We start from the raw sequence: 16,216 nt of genomic DNA, 5'->3' as shown, positions 1-16,216 counted from the left end.
CTATTCGTATGAAATTTTCTCCTGATCCATATTTTGAAATGCCTGCATACGCTTCTGCTCTTTTGATAAAATTTCTTTGGCAAAAGACATAAACCCATTTAGATCTTGTTTTGCTAGTAACTCGACATAGGTTGCCTTTGCTTCTTTCTCAATAATAAGAGGTGGAAATTCCTCCTGTAGCAATGAGTAATTCGCCCTGTGCGCCCATTGCCATCAGAGAATGGGTGAATCCGTTCGAATTGAATGTGAGTATCTAAAATACCTTCTAATTTCTCATTGTCAGTAGATGCATTTTCCACTCGGTATTCCAGATTGTCTACTAATTGTTGGACTAGGAATGGCGTTTCTGATGGTGAAGCTGTTTGAAATTCTGCACCTATAATCATGTTTTCGTTCTTTTTAAACTGGCCTTTATCATATTGAAGGCGATCGGTTAAATCAGCATGAATTTCTTTGATAATGGACACAGAAAGCTTATCGTTATTCTCTAAATGGTCCAATAAGTTATAAAAAGCTTGTTTATGATTTTCAATTTCGTAAAATTCACGTACAGTTGCCCCACCGCTAACGGGCAGTGTGCCATTCAAAATAATCGAAACAGTCGCAGGTAATGATATCGTATTTCCTTCTATCCCTGCTGAGTGGTGGGCAATACGTACCAACATATCATCTAAATAGTCTTGTGGTATTTTTTTAGAATTCCGCTCATAAAAACAGCCCTCCCCTTCTCCACCATAATGTCAAAATGTTATTTACGATTTTAACACCAGTCTTTTTCTATCTGTTCTAAGATCGTGATAAATATTTTCAACTTTATATAGGACCTAATGTATCTGTAGTGACATTAACCTTTATTTTTTATTCTTGCGATTATAGACCTCAGCGAGCGGCGAAAATGAAAAAGGCCTTGAGGATAACGACGGGTAGTCTGATTCTTCTACAATAAAAAACTGGCTCCTAAAAGCTGTTAGGAGCCAGTTTTGCTGTTATTAAGTTGTTTCTCCTTGAATTAGCTTCACGGGGAGATGGTAATGGCTTTCTAGAGGCTTTTCTGGTTCTTGAACCCGTTGGAGTAAAAGGTCAATTAAGACATCTGCGTAATCGGAAATCGGTTGAGCCATAGTAGTTAGTTGGGGAAAGTAATTTTGGATTAGCTTCGTTCCATCGTAGCCAATGATTTTTAACTGATCTGGTACAGAAATATTGGATTTGTGACATTGATTGGCGACTAAAATCGCAGTTAAATCATCCGTACAAAAAATTCCGTCGATATCTTCATTTTCCAAAATCCGCTTAATCTCCAGTTTTTTTAAGGTAGTCGACTGGGCGGTGGAGTGGAAAGGAAAAATTTGAGAGGGCAAACCTTGCTTTTCCAAAAACGCCAAGTAACCATTTAAGCGCTCGTTAGTGGGGGAATCCGATTCTTGGGAGCCGGTCATAATGGCGATTTTGCGAGCCCCGCGTAAAAATAGGTTTTCCGTAGCTAAAAAGCCCCCTTGAAAATTATCACTACCTACAATGGGAATCCCATCTGCCAAATAGCGGTCAAAAGAGACAATCGGTAGCTCCAAGTCTTCGTATTCTTCAATCCCTAAGTTGTGAGCTCCGGCAATGATGCCATCTACCTTATTTGCCGCTAACATATTCAAATAGCTGCGTTCTTTTTCTTTATTATGGGCGCTATCGCACAAAATCGTCCGATAGTCCATCTCGAATAACTTTCGCTCGATCTTTTCCACTAGTTCCCCGTAGAAAGGATTGGCTACCGTGGGAAAAATCAAGCCCACTAGTCGGGTATTTTTCCCTTGAAGCGAACGGGCCAAGCTATTAGGTTGGTAATTTAGCTCCTTCATCGCGGCGTGGACTTTGTCGATTGTTTTTTGACTTAGTGAGCCGTAGTTATTGATAACGCGAGAAACGGTAGTCGGGGAGACCCCTGCTAGTTGGGCCACATCCGTCAACTTAATTACCATATTTTTTCATCCTTTATTTGTAATCATATCCCGCAATGGCCAAAAGGTTCCGCTAAAGTTTTGGGCACAAGTAATCTGACAGCCATGCTGACCTTCAGTAGGGAACACCCGCGCTGTGGCTGTGTAGGCCCCATCATTGATGAAAATCTCTACTAATGAATGATCGACGAAAATTTGCAGGCTAACTGGTCCAGGTTCAATGGAGAAACTGCGACTTGTGCCATATTCCTCAGCGAAAGAGTATCCGGTCTGACTTCGGTCTAATTGTATTTTACCACGGACGCCGTCAAATGAGAGAGTAAAGCCGGTATTTTCTTCTAGTCCGGCAAACAAGCGCACTTCTCCTGTGGCACCGGCTTCAAAATCTAAAATAATTTCATATTGATTTTGCTCAGCAACAATTTCTTTGTGGCTAGGAGCGATTTTTTGCCCTTCTCCTAGGCGCAACGCTGCCATCTCGGCGACCGGAGTTTGGTACAAGCGACCGTTCTTTATGGTGCATTCTTTTACTTGACTTAAGCAATGCGCCCAACCTTCCTTGTCGCTAGGGTAGTCGATTTCTGGTAAGCCTACCCAGCTAACGGTCAAGCAACGGCCGTCTGGAGCGATAAAACCTTGGGTAGCATAGACATCGAATCCTTCATCTAAGTTCTTAATCGAGCTTGGTTGCAGTAAGCGATTTTCCTCAAGAGAGTAACCGGCAGCAGTAACATACATATTAGGATAAATATTTTTATAAGAGCAAATGGCCAAATCCAACCCCTGAGGACAAAACAACAACAAGGCGGCATCTTCAAATAAGAGTAAATTAGGACATTCCACCATAAAACCTAATTTTTCGTCACTAAAGTGTAGTTTTCCTACTAAATCCCAATGGAGTAAATCCTCACTATAGTAGGTTAAGACTTGGCCGATTTCCGCGGTATCTTGGGCGCCAATTACCATTAAATAGCCGCCTTGATAAGGAAAAACTTGGGGATCGCGGAATTCTGTGGTGTAGCCAGAAGGTTGCTCAGTCAAGAGTGGTTGCTGTATTTTTTCAATGGCGCCCGTTTGATCCATCCAAGCACCCAACTGATAAGAATGACGGCTCCAATCATGTTTTCGGACGTTTCCTGTATAAGCCAGAAAAAGTCGATCTTCGTACGGCAGGGCAGAGCCAGAATAAACGCCTTGTCCATCAAAGTCATTCGTCGGGAGCAATTTCAACCCTTCGTTTTTCCAGTCCACCAAATTTGTGGAAGTAACATGATACCAAGACTTTAAGCCGTGCACTGGGCCAAAAGGATACGCTTGATAAAAAAGCTGCCACTTTCCATTATAGTAGGAAAAACCGTTGGGATCGTTTAATAAGCCGGTTACAGGCTGTACGTGATAGCCTAGCCGCCAAACAGATTGAGCGACTTTTTGTTGTAGGGCCACTTGGTAATCTGATGGCCATTGATGATAAGGGCGATAGCGTTGAGCTTTAGTCCAATCAGTTTTATTCATTTTTAGTACTCCTCGTAAGCGTATTCTTACTTAGTATCATAAAACGGTTTTTGTTAAATGTCAAACGTATAACAATATCTCTTTGATAAGTTTAACGATTTAGTTGTAGTATATTAGCGGTAACATCTGTATGCGAAGGATGGTTGAGCCATAAATACAAGCGATCCAAAAAATATTGAAACAATAATTGATAAACGTTTGACAATTAGGAAATCCCGTGGCATACTAAAACCAGAAAAACGGTTTCATTTATTCAGGCTAGTTTGTTTTAGAGTAAGACAGTCAAAAGGAGGAAAAAGAAAATGAATCATCAAAAAGTAGCAAAAGAAATCAGCGAAGCGCTAGGGGAAGATAATATTCAAGCGGCTGCTCATTGTGCTACCCGGTTACGTTTGGTTTTGAAGGATAATGACAAGGTTGATCAAAAAGCACTGGATGCTAATGATGACGTAAAGGGAACTTTTGTTGCAAATGATCAGTTCCAAATTATTATTGGTGCAGGAGACGTCAACAAGGTTTATGATGAATTTGTTAAAATTACTGGTGTCAGAGAAGCATCTACAGCCGATCTGAAAGCGGTAGCAGGAGCCAATAAGAAGAACAATCCGGTTATGGCATTTATTAAAGTTCTTTCAGATATTTTTGTACCGATTGTTCCTGCTTTAGTTGCCGGTGGTTTACTGATGGCGATTAACAATGTCTTGACCGCCCAGCATTTATTTGGTCCACAATCGCTAGTCGAAATGTTTCCGGCAGTTACCGATTTCGCTAGTATTATTAATCTTTTGGCTTCAGCGCCCTTCGCTTTCTTACCAATATTAGTTGGTTTTTCTGCTACGAGACGCTTTGGGGGAAATCCTTATCTCGGGGCGGCAATGGCGATGGCGATGGTGATGCCAGATTTGGTTAATGGCTATGGCGTGGCCAATGCGATTGCTGATGGCTCAATGCCGTATTGGAATATTTTTGGTATGGAAGTGGCCCAAGCCGGCTACCAAGGTTCAGTATTGCCAGTATTAGCAGTTTCATGGATTTTGGCTACGTTGGAAAAGTTCTTCCACAAACGTTTAGCCAATGCGTTTGACTATACTTTCACACCTATGTTAGCCATTATTCTTACAGGCTTTTTGACTTTTACCTTAGTGGGGCCTGTAATGCGCACGGTGGGAGACGGCTTGACCTATGGCTTGACTTGGTTATACAACACGACCGGTGCAGTGGGGCTAGGAGTCTTTGGTCTGTTCTATTCACCAATCGTTATTACCGGCTTGCACCAAAGTTTTCCAGCAATCGAAACAACCTTGTTAGCGGACGTAGCTAGTACCGGGGGTTCCTTTATTTTCCCAGTGGCGTCGATGGCCAATGTGGGGCAAGGAGCAGCGACCTTGGCGATTATGCTCTTAACAAAAAACCAAAAGCAAAAAAGCTTAGCAACTTCTGCAAGTGTGTCGGCAATGTTGGGGATTACGGAACCCGCGATCTTCGGGGTCAATTTAAAACTTAAATTTCCTTTCGTTTGCGGGATGATTGCTTCGGCAGTTGCTTCGGTATTTATCGGTTTATTCCATGTTTTATCAGTGGCCATGGGACCTGCGAGTGTTATCGGCTTTATCTCAATTGCCCCTCAATCAATTCCATTCTTTTTGATTGGGATTGTAATCAGTATCTTTGTCGGGTTTACCACTACTTACCTTTATGGAAAAAAACACAGCCACTTATTAGTTGCTGAAGAAGACGGCACGACTGCAGCGGTAACAGTGGGATTGAATGCAGAACCGGAAACCGGTGTTACTCCTAAAGATGAAGTAATTGCCGCAGCGGTCGCTGGAAAAGTGTTGCCGTTAAGCATGGTTAACGATCCGGTTTTTTCAAAGGAAATGATGGGCAAAGGATTGGCAATCTCCCCGGATTCAGGGACAGTTTATGCCCCAGCAGATGGAGAGTTAACAGTGGTGTACGATACAAAACATGCCTATGGATTGAAAACGACCCAAGGAGCAGAAGTCTTACTTCATCTAGGAATTGACACTGTGAATTTAAAAGGCCAAGGTTTTACCTCCGAGAAGAAGGTTGGCGACTTGGTGAAAAAAGGTGAGATTCTAGGTAGCTTTGACTTGGAACGGTTAAAAGCAGCTGGTTATGACGTGACGGTTATGGAAATCATTACCAATACCCAGTCGTACGGTGATGTGGCAGTTTTAGATAAAGCGGTAGTTTCCGGGGGCGAAGATATTTTAGCGGTGAGCGAAGTAAATGGAAACTAATTGGTGGCAGAAAGCAGTGATTTACCAAATCTATCCAAGAAGTTTTCAAGACACCAATCAAGATGGTATCGGGGATCTCCCCGGTATCATTTCTCGCTTGGATTATTTAGCAAAACTCGGCATAGATGCCATTTGGTTAAGCCCGGTTTATCCTTCTCCTAATCGGGATAACGGCTATGATATTAGTGATTATGAGGGAATCGCCGCTGAGTATGGGACGATGAAGGATATGGAAAAGCTACTTTTTGAATCCAAAAAGCGTAGTATCAAGATTATTATGGATTTGGTGGTGAATCACACCTCGGATCAGCACCCTTGGTTTCAAGCGGCCAAAAGTGATCCTTCCAGTCCCTATCATGACTTTTATGTGTGGCGCAATCAGCCAAATGAGCTAACTTCAAACTTTGGTGGTTCCGCTTGGACATTCGCTCCTGAAGTTGGGAAATATTACCTCCATTTGCATGCCAAGGAACAGCCGGATTTGAATTGGGCAAATCCGCAATTGCGGAAAGCTATTTACGCCATGATGAATAAGTGGTTAGAAAAGGGGATTGGTGGTTTTCGCCTCGATGTAATTGACTTGATTGGCAAAGAGCCGGAACACCTGATTACAAAAAATGGCCCTAAACTCCATGACTACCTGAAAGAAATGCAGCAAGAAACTTTCGGGAAATACGATGTAGTGACGGTTGGGGAAACTTGGGGAGCAACTCCGGCAATCGCCCAATTGTATTCGCAAAAAGAGCGTCATGAGTTATCCATGGCCTTTCAATTTGAACATATAAGCCTGGATAAACAACCAGGAAAGCGTAAATGGGATTTGCAGAAGTTAGTCCCCAAAGAATTGCATCAAGTACTTAGTAAATGGCAGATCGCTCTTCAAGGCAAAGGTTGGAATTCTTTGTTTTGGAATAATCATGATTTGCCCCGGATTATTTCGCGTTGGGGAAATGATCGGGAATATCGAGAAGTCAGTGGCAAGATGTTAGCCATTTACTTGCATTTTATGCAAGGAACGCCCTATATATACCAAGGGGAAGAGATTGGGATGGTAAACTATCCCGTCACTAGAATTGAAGACGTGGATGATATTGAAAGTCGGCAAATGTATCAGGAGCGCATACAAAATGGCTATACTCAAGAGGAAGTCTTAAGGTCAATTAATGCAAAAGGTCGAGACAATGCCCGGCATCCTATGCTATGGGATGCTAGTGTCAACGCCGGCTTTACCCGGGGAACCCCTTGGCTGCCGGTAGCTGATAGCCGAGAAATCAGCGTAGCACAAGCCTTAGAGAATCCTGATTCGTTGTTTTATACCTATCAGCGACTCATTCAACTACGAAAGCAATTGCCGATTATTGTCGCAGGAGCATTTCAAACTGTAGCTACAGCCGAAGCGGATGTTTTAGCCTATGAACGCATTCTCTCTGATGAAAGACTATTAGTAGTAGTGAATTTTTCGGATAAAACCGGTCATTTCCCTTTAGACGCTGATTTAGCTAAGGTCGAAATTCTAATTCATAATTACACTACGCCTATAACAGAAACTTTAGCGGCCTATGAGGCGTATGCAATTTTGTTTCCGGCAGTGGATTAATCCATGAAAAAGGACTACACGTCAAACGTGCAGTCCTTTTTTGTTTAGATTTTTTTGAAATGAAGTGTAAAGCTTGCGAAATCACTTTTCAGGCGAGGAATTAAAATACCTGCATGATTGAGTTCGTCACCGCTGAAAATTTCATTGGTAGCCGTATTTTGATACAAAGCTTGGGGATCGAGGTAGGTTGTTTGCAGATATGCTAATTTTTGAGCGGGCTGCGCTACTCCATGGAAGTAGACAATGAGTACTTCTTGATCGTTGGCAAAAAGCCAAGCGCAAACGCCCTGTTCGTCAGGTGTGTGCAAGCGATAAAAGTTCCCAAATTGAATTAGTTGTCGATGCTCTTTATACCAAGCAACTTGTTCTTTGATCTTTGCGAGAGTGTCAGGCGTTTGCTTCTTGATATCTAATTCATAGCCAAAATTACCGCTCATGGCAATATGACCTCGCGTGCTTAAGGGGGTGATGCGACCTACTTGATGATTAGGTACGTCAGAAACATGGGACCCTAGCATGATTGGTGGGAAAAGGTAACTAAAGCCCGTTTGAATTTTTGTGCGGCAAAAGGCGTCGGTATTGTCACTGGCCCACGTTTGAGGCATATATGCCATCATCCCAGGATCGAAACGACCACCACCACTGGAACAGTTCTCAAATAGGACTTTGGGATAGCGTCGGGTAATAGTTTCTAGAACTCGGTACAAACCTAAAACATACCGATGACTGATTTCTTTTTGTTGGTCAGCAGGTAAGTTTTTATTGCCGACTTCGGTCAGGTGGCGATTCATGTCCCACTTAATATAATCGATCTCGCCGTTTTTCAAATATTCATCTAATGTAGCGATTAAAAAGTCTTGAATTTCAGGGTTGCTTAAGTCTAGGACTAGCTGACGCCGTCCTTCCGTTAAAGGATAAGCGGGAACTTGTAAAGGCCAGTCAGGATGTTGACGGAATAGCTGACTATTTTTGGAAATCATTTCCGGCTCAAACCAAAGACCGAAAAGTAAACCTAGCTCATGGATTTGATCAGCTAGTCCAGTGATTTTCTGAGGTAGTTTATCCTGATTTACATACCAGTCACCTAGTGCTTGGGTGTCATCATTCCGTTGACCAAACCAGCCATCATCCAAGACAAAAAGTTCGATGCCTAATTCTTTGGCTGTTTTTACTTGTTCTAATAAGGTCTTTTCGTGGAAGGAGAAGTAATTTCCTTCCCAAGTGTTCAGCAAAATCGGTCGAGTGCGCTTTTGCCAGTAAACAGGAACCAAGTAGTTTTGATAAAGGCTATGGAAGGTTTGTGACAATTTATTTAAGCCTGTATCTGAATAGTTGATTACGGCTTCTGGAGTAACGAAGTGCTCGTTAGGAGAAAGCTTCCATTCGAAAGTATCTGGATTGATGCCCATTTGCAGTCGACAAGAGCCATATTGTTCGACTTCCACTTGAGCGATGAAATTTCCGCTATAGATTAGCTGAAATCCCATCACAGCACCTTGGTCTTCGGTGGTATATTTGTCAGCTAAGGCGATGAAAGGTTGGTGTTGAGGACTGCTAGTACCTCGTGTCGAGTCAACGCGTTGGATACCGGAATGCAGCGCTTGACGGGATAAGTTTGCTTCATTGGTATGAGCACCGTTTAAAGTTAATAAGTCATAATTAGCGCTTGGCAAATCTAGCATCATCGAGCCAGCATTTTCTAGATAAATCGGTTGGCTGCTTTTGTTGATATATTCCACACTACGAGAAATAACCGGTAGATTTTCAAAAAGAGTGTAACGTAAAATCATTTCTAAGTTTTGTTGTGCGTCTTTTAATGTAATCTCCAAGGTTTGAGTGTTGGCGCCAGAAAGTGAAGGGAGGCCCGGTAGCTTAGGCTTTTCATTGGTAATTTGATAGCCAGCGTATTCAAAGGCAGTTATACGGTAACCTTGGGGATTGCGCAATTGGTAATTTGCAATACGAAAATCAAGGCTGCCTTGAGTACTTGTTTCTAAAGGAAGTGTGTTTAAAGAAAATGTACGATCTTGAGGATCAGGATTGGTGCTAAAGCCACGATTGATAAGCTGTAATTCATTCACCCCATGATAGCTGTGAATTTTTGGACCAAAGTAACGATGGACTAGATATTTTCCTTTTTCGATTCCTATAATGTAACTGATTTGATTGTTTTTTAAATGAAAAATATTGCGGGTTTCATCATAACTAATTGGCATAATATTGCTTCCTTTCTTGTGTGTTTGAGTATAGAATAGAATTGTTATCAACTACTTTCAAGACGAAAAAATTGTAAGAGGGGTAAAAAATTGCATTTCTTTAGTCGGCAGTTTCACTATATAGAAGAAGAAGCATTACCTGTAATCAGGGGGATTGGCCAAGGCTGTGGTGGGCCCCATTATGATTGGGATGGAAGCCAAAGAAAGGAACACTTGATTGTCTTGCAGATTACCTCAGCTGGGCAGGGACAAGTTGTTACTAAGCAAAGGATGGTTGATTTGCCTGTTACCAATGCGTTTTTGGCAGAGATACCGGGCTCTTTTAAGTATCACGGACCAGCTTCTTGGCAGTTTCTTTATGTAGAGTTTTCGCCAGTCATCCATCAATGGCTGGATAGTCCTTTCCAACTGGTGAAACTCAGTGAAGCATTTTGTGAAAGTATCGCCAAGAAAATCGTCGAATGGAATCAGCGAGATATGACGCTATATGAAAATAGCCAAGAGGCGTTTCAGCTGATACTGGATTTGAAGAATGAACTGAAGCAACAACGTCTACGCCAAAGTCCACAAGTTCTTCAAATTCGCGAGTATCTAGAAAAACACTATGCTCGAGATTTGGGCTTAGAGGACTTGGCCGTACATTTTCAGACATCAAAATTCGCATTGATTCGCCAGTTTCAGCGAGTTTACCAGCAAACACCGATGAAATATTTGCAGATGTATCGTATCAATAAGTCCCTGCAATTACTTTGGTCGGAAAATGAAGTTCAAGAGGTCGCGAAAATGGTGGGTTTCACTAGCGCCAATTATTTTGGAAAAGTTTTTAAAGAACAGATGGGTCTTTCACCTACCGAATATCAGAAAAAGCGCTTGTTCTATTGAAATCCGTAAGCACTAGCTACAACTAATAAGCGGTTGCTTTCTTGGGGCTTAAGTTTTTAAGTGTCCGTCATATTAGCCTTTAATGTCCTTAGTTTAAATTTTGTTTTTTTTTAGAGATGTTTGTTTTTCTATGGTATGTCAATAAGTAGAAAAAAGGTCATTTAAGTTGAGCATTTTATATATCTATGTTGTATTGATTTTGGAAAGCTTTATTTTAATTAAAACATTGAATGAAAAGAGGAGAAAAATGGCTAAAATAGGTTATGCACGTGTGAGTAGTAAAACACAAAATTTAGATAGACAGTTGGAAGCAACGAAAGAAGGGCGTAATATTAATCGTCATTACTATGATTTAGCCGAAATTGAAGAAGAAGTGCAACGGCCAGTGATTCAACAATTATTTGCACTTTTAAAATTTAGAAATGAATCTGCGGCGTTTGATTTGGATGGAACGATTGAAGTAGCAACGCCATCAGAATCAGAAATAGTGATTACACGTAAAAATAAAAACGGTAGTGATAGTGCAACATTAACGGCTAACTTGGATACGAAAGAATTTATCATTGAGTCTAAAGATATAAAAATTTTCACTAGTGTTGCATTAAAATTTTAACCTATTCCATAGAACAAAAAATCCTTTATACTAGCACTTGGATGACTTATCCAAGACCAATAAAAAGGACTCATACATGGATAAGTATAAAACAAATACAGCATTTAATAAATGGTTTTCTGCCATAAAATTAGGAAAACTTTCTGTCAACTCCCAAAAATGTATTTTTGATTACAATTCGTATCGTAAAAAACTGTCTTTTGAAGCTGTGCTCAAGCTCTTTCTCTACGCAGTTAATGAAGAAAAAGAAAGTTTGCGTGATTTGAGTACAGCTCTTATCGACCGATCGCTCCAACTAGAAACCGATGTGTCATCGATTAGTCATACCCAATTGTCTCGAGCATTTAATGCACTTGAACCTAAAGTGTTAGAAGAAATTTTTCAACAACTGTTAGAAAAAGTTCAACATCAAATCAAACCAACCAAGCGAAATCATCTGTATCTGATTGATTCCAGTACGTTTTCGCTTAGTTTAAAACGTCATAAGTGGGCGACTTTCCGTCAAACAAAATCAGGTGTCAAGTTACACTTAAACTATTGTTATATGGACGATACCACGATGTATCCAACTGATTTTACCTTAACAAATGCCCATGAACATGATCTCAATCAACTACCAGTATTGGTGAATCAACCAGAGGCAACTTACGTGTTTGATCGTGGGTATTAGGACTTTGAAAAGATGGATCAGATGCATTGGGACGGGTATTTCTTCGTCACTCGCATCAAGAAAAATACCAAAGTTTAGAAACGAAGACAGTAAAATCGGTGTTCCAAATCAAACGATTCTTTCGTTATTTACTGTTTCAGCCTTTTGAATGTTGGGTAGAAAAATTAATTCCCACATGAGAAAAAAGAAATTTGGCTCGTTACTTTTGGTTTTCAGTTGAATAACAGATAAAAAATTTTCTGGAAAAAGTCATCCTCTGCGTCAGCACAGTTTTTTTTGACTTATTTTCAGAGGAAATAGTTTTCAGAATATTCTAAAATGTTTTATGCAACACTAGTGATATTTTTTAGAATTAGATTTCTAATGTGCATTTTTTGAGTATTAAGGAGCAAGTATACAAAGATTTATAAAGCTGATTAAATTTGAATAAAAATATGCAGGAACGCTACTATTTTTAGTAGTGTTCTTTTTTATATTTGAATAAAAAATGTGGTGGTTAAATGGTGGTTATAACAAAAAATGAATTAATGAAATTAGGTTATGGGAAGTATCAGTCTGAGAGAATCATACGACAGGCAAAAGCAATTATGGTTTCAAAAAGCTATACCTATTACGAAAATAGAAGATTAGGACTAGTACCTGTTGAATCTGTAGAAGAAGTTTTAGGTATGAAGATAGAGGTAGAGGAGGATTTTCAGAATCATGGTTAATTTTAAAAAAGATAAAAATGGGAAATATCATTTTACTGCTAGTTTGGGATTCGACAAACGAACAGGGAAAAGAGTACAAAAAAACGTAGAGGGGTTAAAACAGTTAAAGAAGAAAAAAAGCGTATACCGAACTTGTTTCTAATTATGGAAAAGAAGCAGAAACTTCTCAAAGTACTATGTTGTTTGAGGAGTTTTTTTATAAATTATTCCTACCTTATTATCAAGGGAAAGTAGAAGAAAGAACATATAAAAATCGGTTATCTACAATCAAAAAAACTTTTCTTATTTCTTTAAAATGGAGTTAAGAGAAATACGTCCAATTGACATTCAAAAGTGGCAAAATAATTTATTGAGTAAATATAAAAATTCTTATGTAAGAAACATGTATGGGATTTTTCAGATGTCATTAGATCGAGCAGTTGTTTTGGGACTACTTGAAAAAAATCCTGCAAAAGTTATTGGAAATGTGAAGAAAAGGAAAACTACAGTTGATTTTTGGACAAAAGAAGAATTTACAAAAGTTATTTCAACTTTTTATATTGATGATTTGTACCAACATTTTGGTTTTATTTGTATGTGGTTACTTTTTATGACCGTTATGCGTTTGGGAGAAGCCACTGCATTAACTTGGAAAGATATTGATTTTGAAAATAAAAACTTGCGTGTGAATAAAACACTCTATTATAAGAGAGCCAAAACCTATGAGTTTGTAGAACCCGAAACGGCTTCTAGTATTCGTACAATCGAACTAGACGACAATACAATTACCTTTTTAAAAGCTTGGAAGGAGCGTCAAGTTTCAATAGGAGGCATGTCGTTTGTACTTTCTTATAATGGAACACCTACTCAGAAATATACAATCCGTCATATTATGAGAAGACATGCAACGATCGTTGGTGTTCATATAATCCGCATACACGGATTAAGGCATAGTCATGCTTCTTTGCTTATATCACAATAAAAAGATGCACTTCGAATTAAAGAAAGGTTAAAACATGCTGATGTACAAACGACTTTAGGAACTTATGGTCATTTGTATCTAAATTCATTGAGAGAGATAACAAATGATCCCACAGATTATATCCAAACTAATTTTTCTAAAATCAAACCGACACCTATTTACGATAATAAAAAATAAATGATAAACAAAAGTAGGATCACACCAAAAGAAACACACTAGAAAATTATAATACAGGCTTTTCTAGCGTGTTGTTTCTTATTTCCGCCTATTTATACATTATACTCATAAAGCATTTAATGCATCGATCGTAGCCGCATTGTCTATATGGGTATATAAAGTTGTTGTATTGGTACTTGAATGTCCCAATTGTTGGGCAGTTAATACCAATGAATTTGTCTGTTGGTAGAGTCTAGTAGCTAATGTATGACGCAGTTTGTGAGGGCTGACTTGAATTCTAAAGCCTTTTGAATATTTTGCTACCATCCGTTCGATTGCAATACCCGATATACGCTTGGCTTCTCCTTGGTAAATTGCTAGAAATAAAGCTTTTTCGTTTTCTGTTACTTTATATCGTTCTTTCCGAATAGCTAGATAATTAGCTAAATATTCCATTGCGAATGCTGCTATATTGACAGCATCTCTTTTATTTCCTTTTCTAGTTACTACCACATTATTCTTATCTAAAGATAGGTCATCTAAATTAATATTTATAACCTCGGAGAGTCTCAATCCAGATCCTAAAATCAGTGCATTGATCGCCAGGTCTCTTTCTACATCTCGTTGATAATAGATCAAAGCTCGTTTACTCAAAGTATTTTTATATTCATTGGCAATATAATCTAGATAATTTTGTGTATCCTTATCTAGAAATAATTTTTTCTCAATGGCATTGGCACGTGCAGCTAACGTAGTTTTATCTGTGATGGTTGCTACTTGATCCATAGGATTATTGTCTAAGTATGGTTTTCCTAGAGGATTATTGGAACTTTTCGAAAGATATTTAAATAGAACCTTTAATGCCGTGATATTTCTATTGATAGTAGAAGTAGATAGACCTAAGTTATTATTATCTTTGAGCTTAGTTTTTGTTGTCTCTTTTTTTACATTTTCTTTTGTGCGACGTTTCAAATGAGATTTGTACAAGTTTAGGTCATAGGCAGTTAACTGTCTTATCGAGGTGATAGAAGTATCAGGAACGATAGACTCACTAAGAAGCCATTCATAAAAGAGCTTATAATTTTTTAGATATTCTAAAGTGGTTCGAGGTGATTGATCTTTATCCTCACGATCTTGAACAAAATCTTTTATATAATCGGGCATATGAAGTATGATTGTATCTATTTTTTGATATATTTCTGTATTTTTCATGTCATTCATCCTTTCAATAAGTAGGGGAGAAGAGTATCTCTATAATTGGACTATACCAATTATAGAATGTTTTGTCAATTGGTATGCTCTAAAATTTATTAATTTGTTTCAAAAAAAGCATATAAATAGGTATACGTTTAATAATTTAAAATAAATGGTATACATAAATAGTGAAGGAAATAGAAGGGAGCAATCTAAATTTTTTGAATTTTCTTAATTAATTATATAGAAAGAACAATCTTTCTATAGAGTTAGACATGAGAGGGACTATGCTTGATTTAAAATCAACAATCGTATATACTGTATATACAAAGAAAAAGGAGGGAGAAGACTATGGCAATTAAAGAAAGAAAATTTAGGGAAGTGGGGAACTCAGTAGTATTAACTATTTCAAAGGAGTTTCTTAAAGAAAATGGGTTAAATCCCGGAGATACGGTTTTTTTAGATGAAGAAAAACTTCGAGCGGCAATTACAAAAAAACAAGCCTTATCTGATGAAATTGATGTAGCAATATCTCAAGCATTAACTGAATATGATACTACTTTTAGAGAGCTTGTCGATAAATGAGTATTCATTACCTAGAAGCCAAAGATATTATAAAAATGAATGTAATCCAAATAAAAAAATACTCTCCTAATGAACCCCTTGGTGTAAAGGATGCGAATGCTTTAGAAATGTGTGTAGGGCAACTTCGAGCCTCAGCTTTTGGTGAAGAGGTTTATCCTTCGATTTATGAAAAAGCAGCTATCCTACTTATACAATTGATAAAGAAACATCCTTTTCACAATGCAAATAAACGTACTGCTTTCTTAGCTACTTTTGTCTTTTTGAAAATCAATGGACAGCTTTTAGCTATTGATCAAAAAGATGCTGTAAATTTAGCGGTATATATTGCTACGTATGATAAGGATTTCGATCAACTAAAATATGAAGTGATCAACACTATAAAGACACATACGCAGCCCATTTAAGGAGTTACTGTATGTGTCTTTATAGTGTTATTAGCTGCTATAGCGAAATAATTGAAGTAAATTACAAATAGCTATAATTCAAATCCAACTATATAGAAAACGTAAATTTTCTATATACTTGGATATGCTGGAATGTTTAAGAGAATAATTACATTTCTAGAAAATACAATAAAAATTACAGGATAATTAGCCATATCCTACCTCCTCTAGCAGTTGCTCAAAAGTTAGCACTAAGTAACTTCTTTTTTGTTGCTGGTAACAATTTATCAATACTAAAATAGCTTTTAAGTATCTAATAAATACTAATTTTAAAGCTCTTAATTATTATGAAACACGATATAACAATATTGCTATATCGTGCTATTGTAATATTATACATTTGAAGACAGCGTATTCTTGTTCTAATATCAGGAATTTTTTATAAATATCAGTCATATTAAGACTCAAAATTTATTGGTATGTTCCTCTGTATAGAGTTTGACCGTCTACCATTATATAGC

Annotated in this window: 11 protein-coding genes and 3 pseudogenes; 9 read left to right on the top strand and 5 right to left on the bottom strand. The window is 38.3% G+C overall.

The features are described from left to right. From ACI3E5_RS15880 to ACI3E5_RS15870, 3 genes and pseudogenes are all read right to left on the bottom strand, one after another. Positions 1–665: pseudogene (locus tag ACI3E5_RS15880) on the bottom strand (Fic family protein). Between the two features lie 324 nt (positions 666–989). After that, positions 990–1,973, bottom strand: a complete 984-nt coding sequence (locus tag ACI3E5_RS15875) for a LacI family DNA-binding transcriptional regulator (RefSeq protein WP_118215851.1) — start codon at positions 1,971–1,973, stop codon at positions 990–992. A 6-nt stretch (positions 1,974–1,979) separates the two neighbouring features. Then, a complete protein-coding gene (locus ACI3E5_RS15870) occupies positions 1,980–3,464 on the bottom strand; it encodes a sucrose-6-phosphate hydrolase (RefSeq protein ID WP_118215852.1) in 1,485 nt (494 codons plus the stop codon). Between the two features lie 302 nt (positions 3,465–3,766). Here ACI3E5_RS15870 and ACI3E5_RS15865 point away from each other — a divergent pair, with 302 nt between their 5' ends. Next, complete coding sequence (locus ACI3E5_RS15865; RefSeq protein WP_118215853.1) at positions 3,767–5,728, top strand: sucrose-specific PTS transporter subunit IIBC; 1,962 nt, start codon at positions 3,767–3,769, stop codon at positions 5,726–5,728. Then, positions 5,718–7,325, top strand: coding sequence for a glycoside hydrolase family 13 protein (locus ACI3E5_RS15860; RefSeq protein WP_118215854.1), 1,608 nt, complete (start codon positions 5,718–5,720; stop codon positions 7,323–7,325). The genes ACI3E5_RS15865 and ACI3E5_RS15860 overlap by 11 nt, the downstream gene beginning before the upstream one ends. Before the next feature lie 44 nt (positions 7,326–7,369). On the opposite strand, the gene ACI3E5_RS15855 is transcribed toward ACI3E5_RS15860, so the two are convergent. Next, entirely contained in the window at positions 7,370–9,541 is a 2,172-nt protein-coding gene (locus ACI3E5_RS15855) for an alpha-galactosidase (RefSeq protein ID WP_118215855.1), read from the bottom strand. 90 nt (positions 9,542–9,631) lie between these two features. Here ACI3E5_RS15855 and ACI3E5_RS15850 point away from each other — a divergent pair, with 90 nt between their 5' ends. The 5 genes and pseudogenes from ACI3E5_RS15850 to ACI3E5_RS15830 form a co-directional block, all read left to right on the top strand. Next, entirely contained in the window at positions 9,632–10,423 is a 792-nt protein-coding gene (locus ACI3E5_RS15850; protein ID WP_118215856.1) for a helix-turn-helix domain-containing protein, read from the top strand. A 301-nt stretch (positions 10,424–10,724) separates the two neighbouring features. Then, positions 10,725–11,036: pseudogene (locus ACI3E5_RS15845) on the top strand (sucrose phosphorylase); the annotation flags it as partial. A 76-nt stretch (positions 11,037–11,112) separates the two neighbouring features. Continuing rightward, positions 11,113–11,706, top strand: coding sequence for a transposase (locus tag ACI3E5_RS15840; protein WP_002290362.1), 594 nt, complete (start codon positions 11,113–11,115; stop codon positions 11,704–11,706). A gap of 500 nt (positions 11,707–12,206) precedes the next feature. Further along, positions 12,207–12,416: a DUF3173 domain-containing protein gene (locus ACI3E5_RS15835; protein WP_002290357.1), complete on the top strand. Its 210-nt coding sequence runs from the start codon at positions 12,207–12,209 to the stop codon at positions 12,414–12,416. A 295-nt stretch (positions 12,417–12,711) separates the two neighbouring features. After that, positions 12,712–13,482 (top strand): annotated as a pseudogene (locus ACI3E5_RS15830) (site-specific integrase); the annotation flags it as partial. Positions 13,483–13,659: 177 nt separating this feature from the next. On the opposite strand, the gene xerS reads toward ACI3E5_RS15830, so the two are convergent. Further along, positions 13,660–14,745, bottom strand: coding sequence for a tyrosine recombinase XerS (gene xerS, locus ACI3E5_RS15825; protein ID WP_002290352.1), 1,086 nt, complete (start codon positions 14,743–14,745; stop codon positions 13,660–13,662). A gap of 333 nt (positions 14,746–15,078) precedes the next feature. Here xerS and ACI3E5_RS15820 point away from each other — a divergent pair, with 333 nt between their 5' ends. Continuing rightward, complete coding sequence (locus ACI3E5_RS15820; protein WP_002297441.1) at positions 15,079–15,312, top strand: AbrB/MazE/SpoVT family DNA-binding domain-containing protein; 234 nt, start codon at positions 15,079–15,081, stop codon at positions 15,310–15,312. Beyond that, positions 15,309–15,716 carry a type II toxin-antitoxin system death-on-curing family toxin gene (locus ACI3E5_RS15815; RefSeq protein ID WP_002329899.1) on the top strand — a complete coding sequence of 136 codons (408 nt, stop codon included), beginning with the start codon at positions 15,309–15,311 and terminating at the stop codon, positions 15,714–15,716. Before ACI3E5_RS15820 ends, ACI3E5_RS15815 begins: the two co-directional genes overlap by 4 nt. The last annotated feature ends 500 nt before the right edge of the window (positions 15,717–16,216 follow it).

This window comes from Candidatus Enterococcus avicola, from assembly GCF_047470845.1.
In the GTDB taxonomy this organism is placed as follows: domain Bacteria; phylum Bacillota; class Bacilli; order Lactobacillales; family Enterococcaceae; genus Enterococcus_D; species Enterococcus_D casseliflavus.
The sequence above is the reverse complement of the archived record's forward strand: the minus strand, read 5'-3'. Positions and strand labels throughout refer to the sequence as shown.

Excerpts from the sequence above, each read along its gene's own strand:
- ACI3E5_RS15815 (WP_002329899.1), top strand. The coding sequence starts at position 15,309 with ATGAGTATTCATTACCTAGAAGCCAAAGATATTATAAAAATGAATGTA.
- ACI3E5_RS15820 (WP_002297441.1), top strand. The coding sequence starts at position 15,079 with ATGGCAATTAAAGAAAGAAAATTTAGGGAAGTGGGGAACTCAGTAGTA.
- ACI3E5_RS15870 (WP_118215852.1), bottom strand. The coding sequence starts at position 3,464 with ATGAATAAAACTGATTGGACTAAAGCTCAACGCTATCGCCCTTATCAT.
- ACI3E5_RS15875 (WP_118215851.1), bottom strand. The coding sequence starts at position 1,973 with ATGGTAATTAAGTTGACGGATGTGGCCCAACTAGCAGGGGTCTCCCCG.
- ACI3E5_RS15860 (WP_118215854.1), top strand. The coding sequence starts at position 5,718 with ATGGAAACTAATTGGTGGCAGAAAGCAGTGATTTACCAAATCTATCCA.
- ACI3E5_RS15855 (WP_118215855.1), bottom strand. The coding sequence starts at position 9,541 with ATGCCAATTAGTTATGATGAAACCCGCAATATTTTTCATTTAAAAAAC.
- xerS (WP_002290352.1), bottom strand. The coding sequence starts at position 14,745 with ATGAAAAATACAGAAATATATCAAAAAATAGATACAATCATACTTCAT.
- ACI3E5_RS15865 (WP_118215853.1), top strand. The coding sequence starts at position 3,767 with ATGAATCATCAAAAAGTAGCAAAAGAAATCAGCGAAGCGCTAGGGGAA.
- ACI3E5_RS15835 (WP_002290357.1), top strand. The coding sequence starts at position 12,207 with ATGGTGGTTATAACAAAAAATGAATTAATGAAATTAGGTTATGGGAAG.
- ACI3E5_RS15840 (WP_002290362.1), top strand. The coding sequence starts at position 11,113 with ATGGATAAGTATAAAACAAATACAGCATTTAATAAATGGTTTTCTGCC.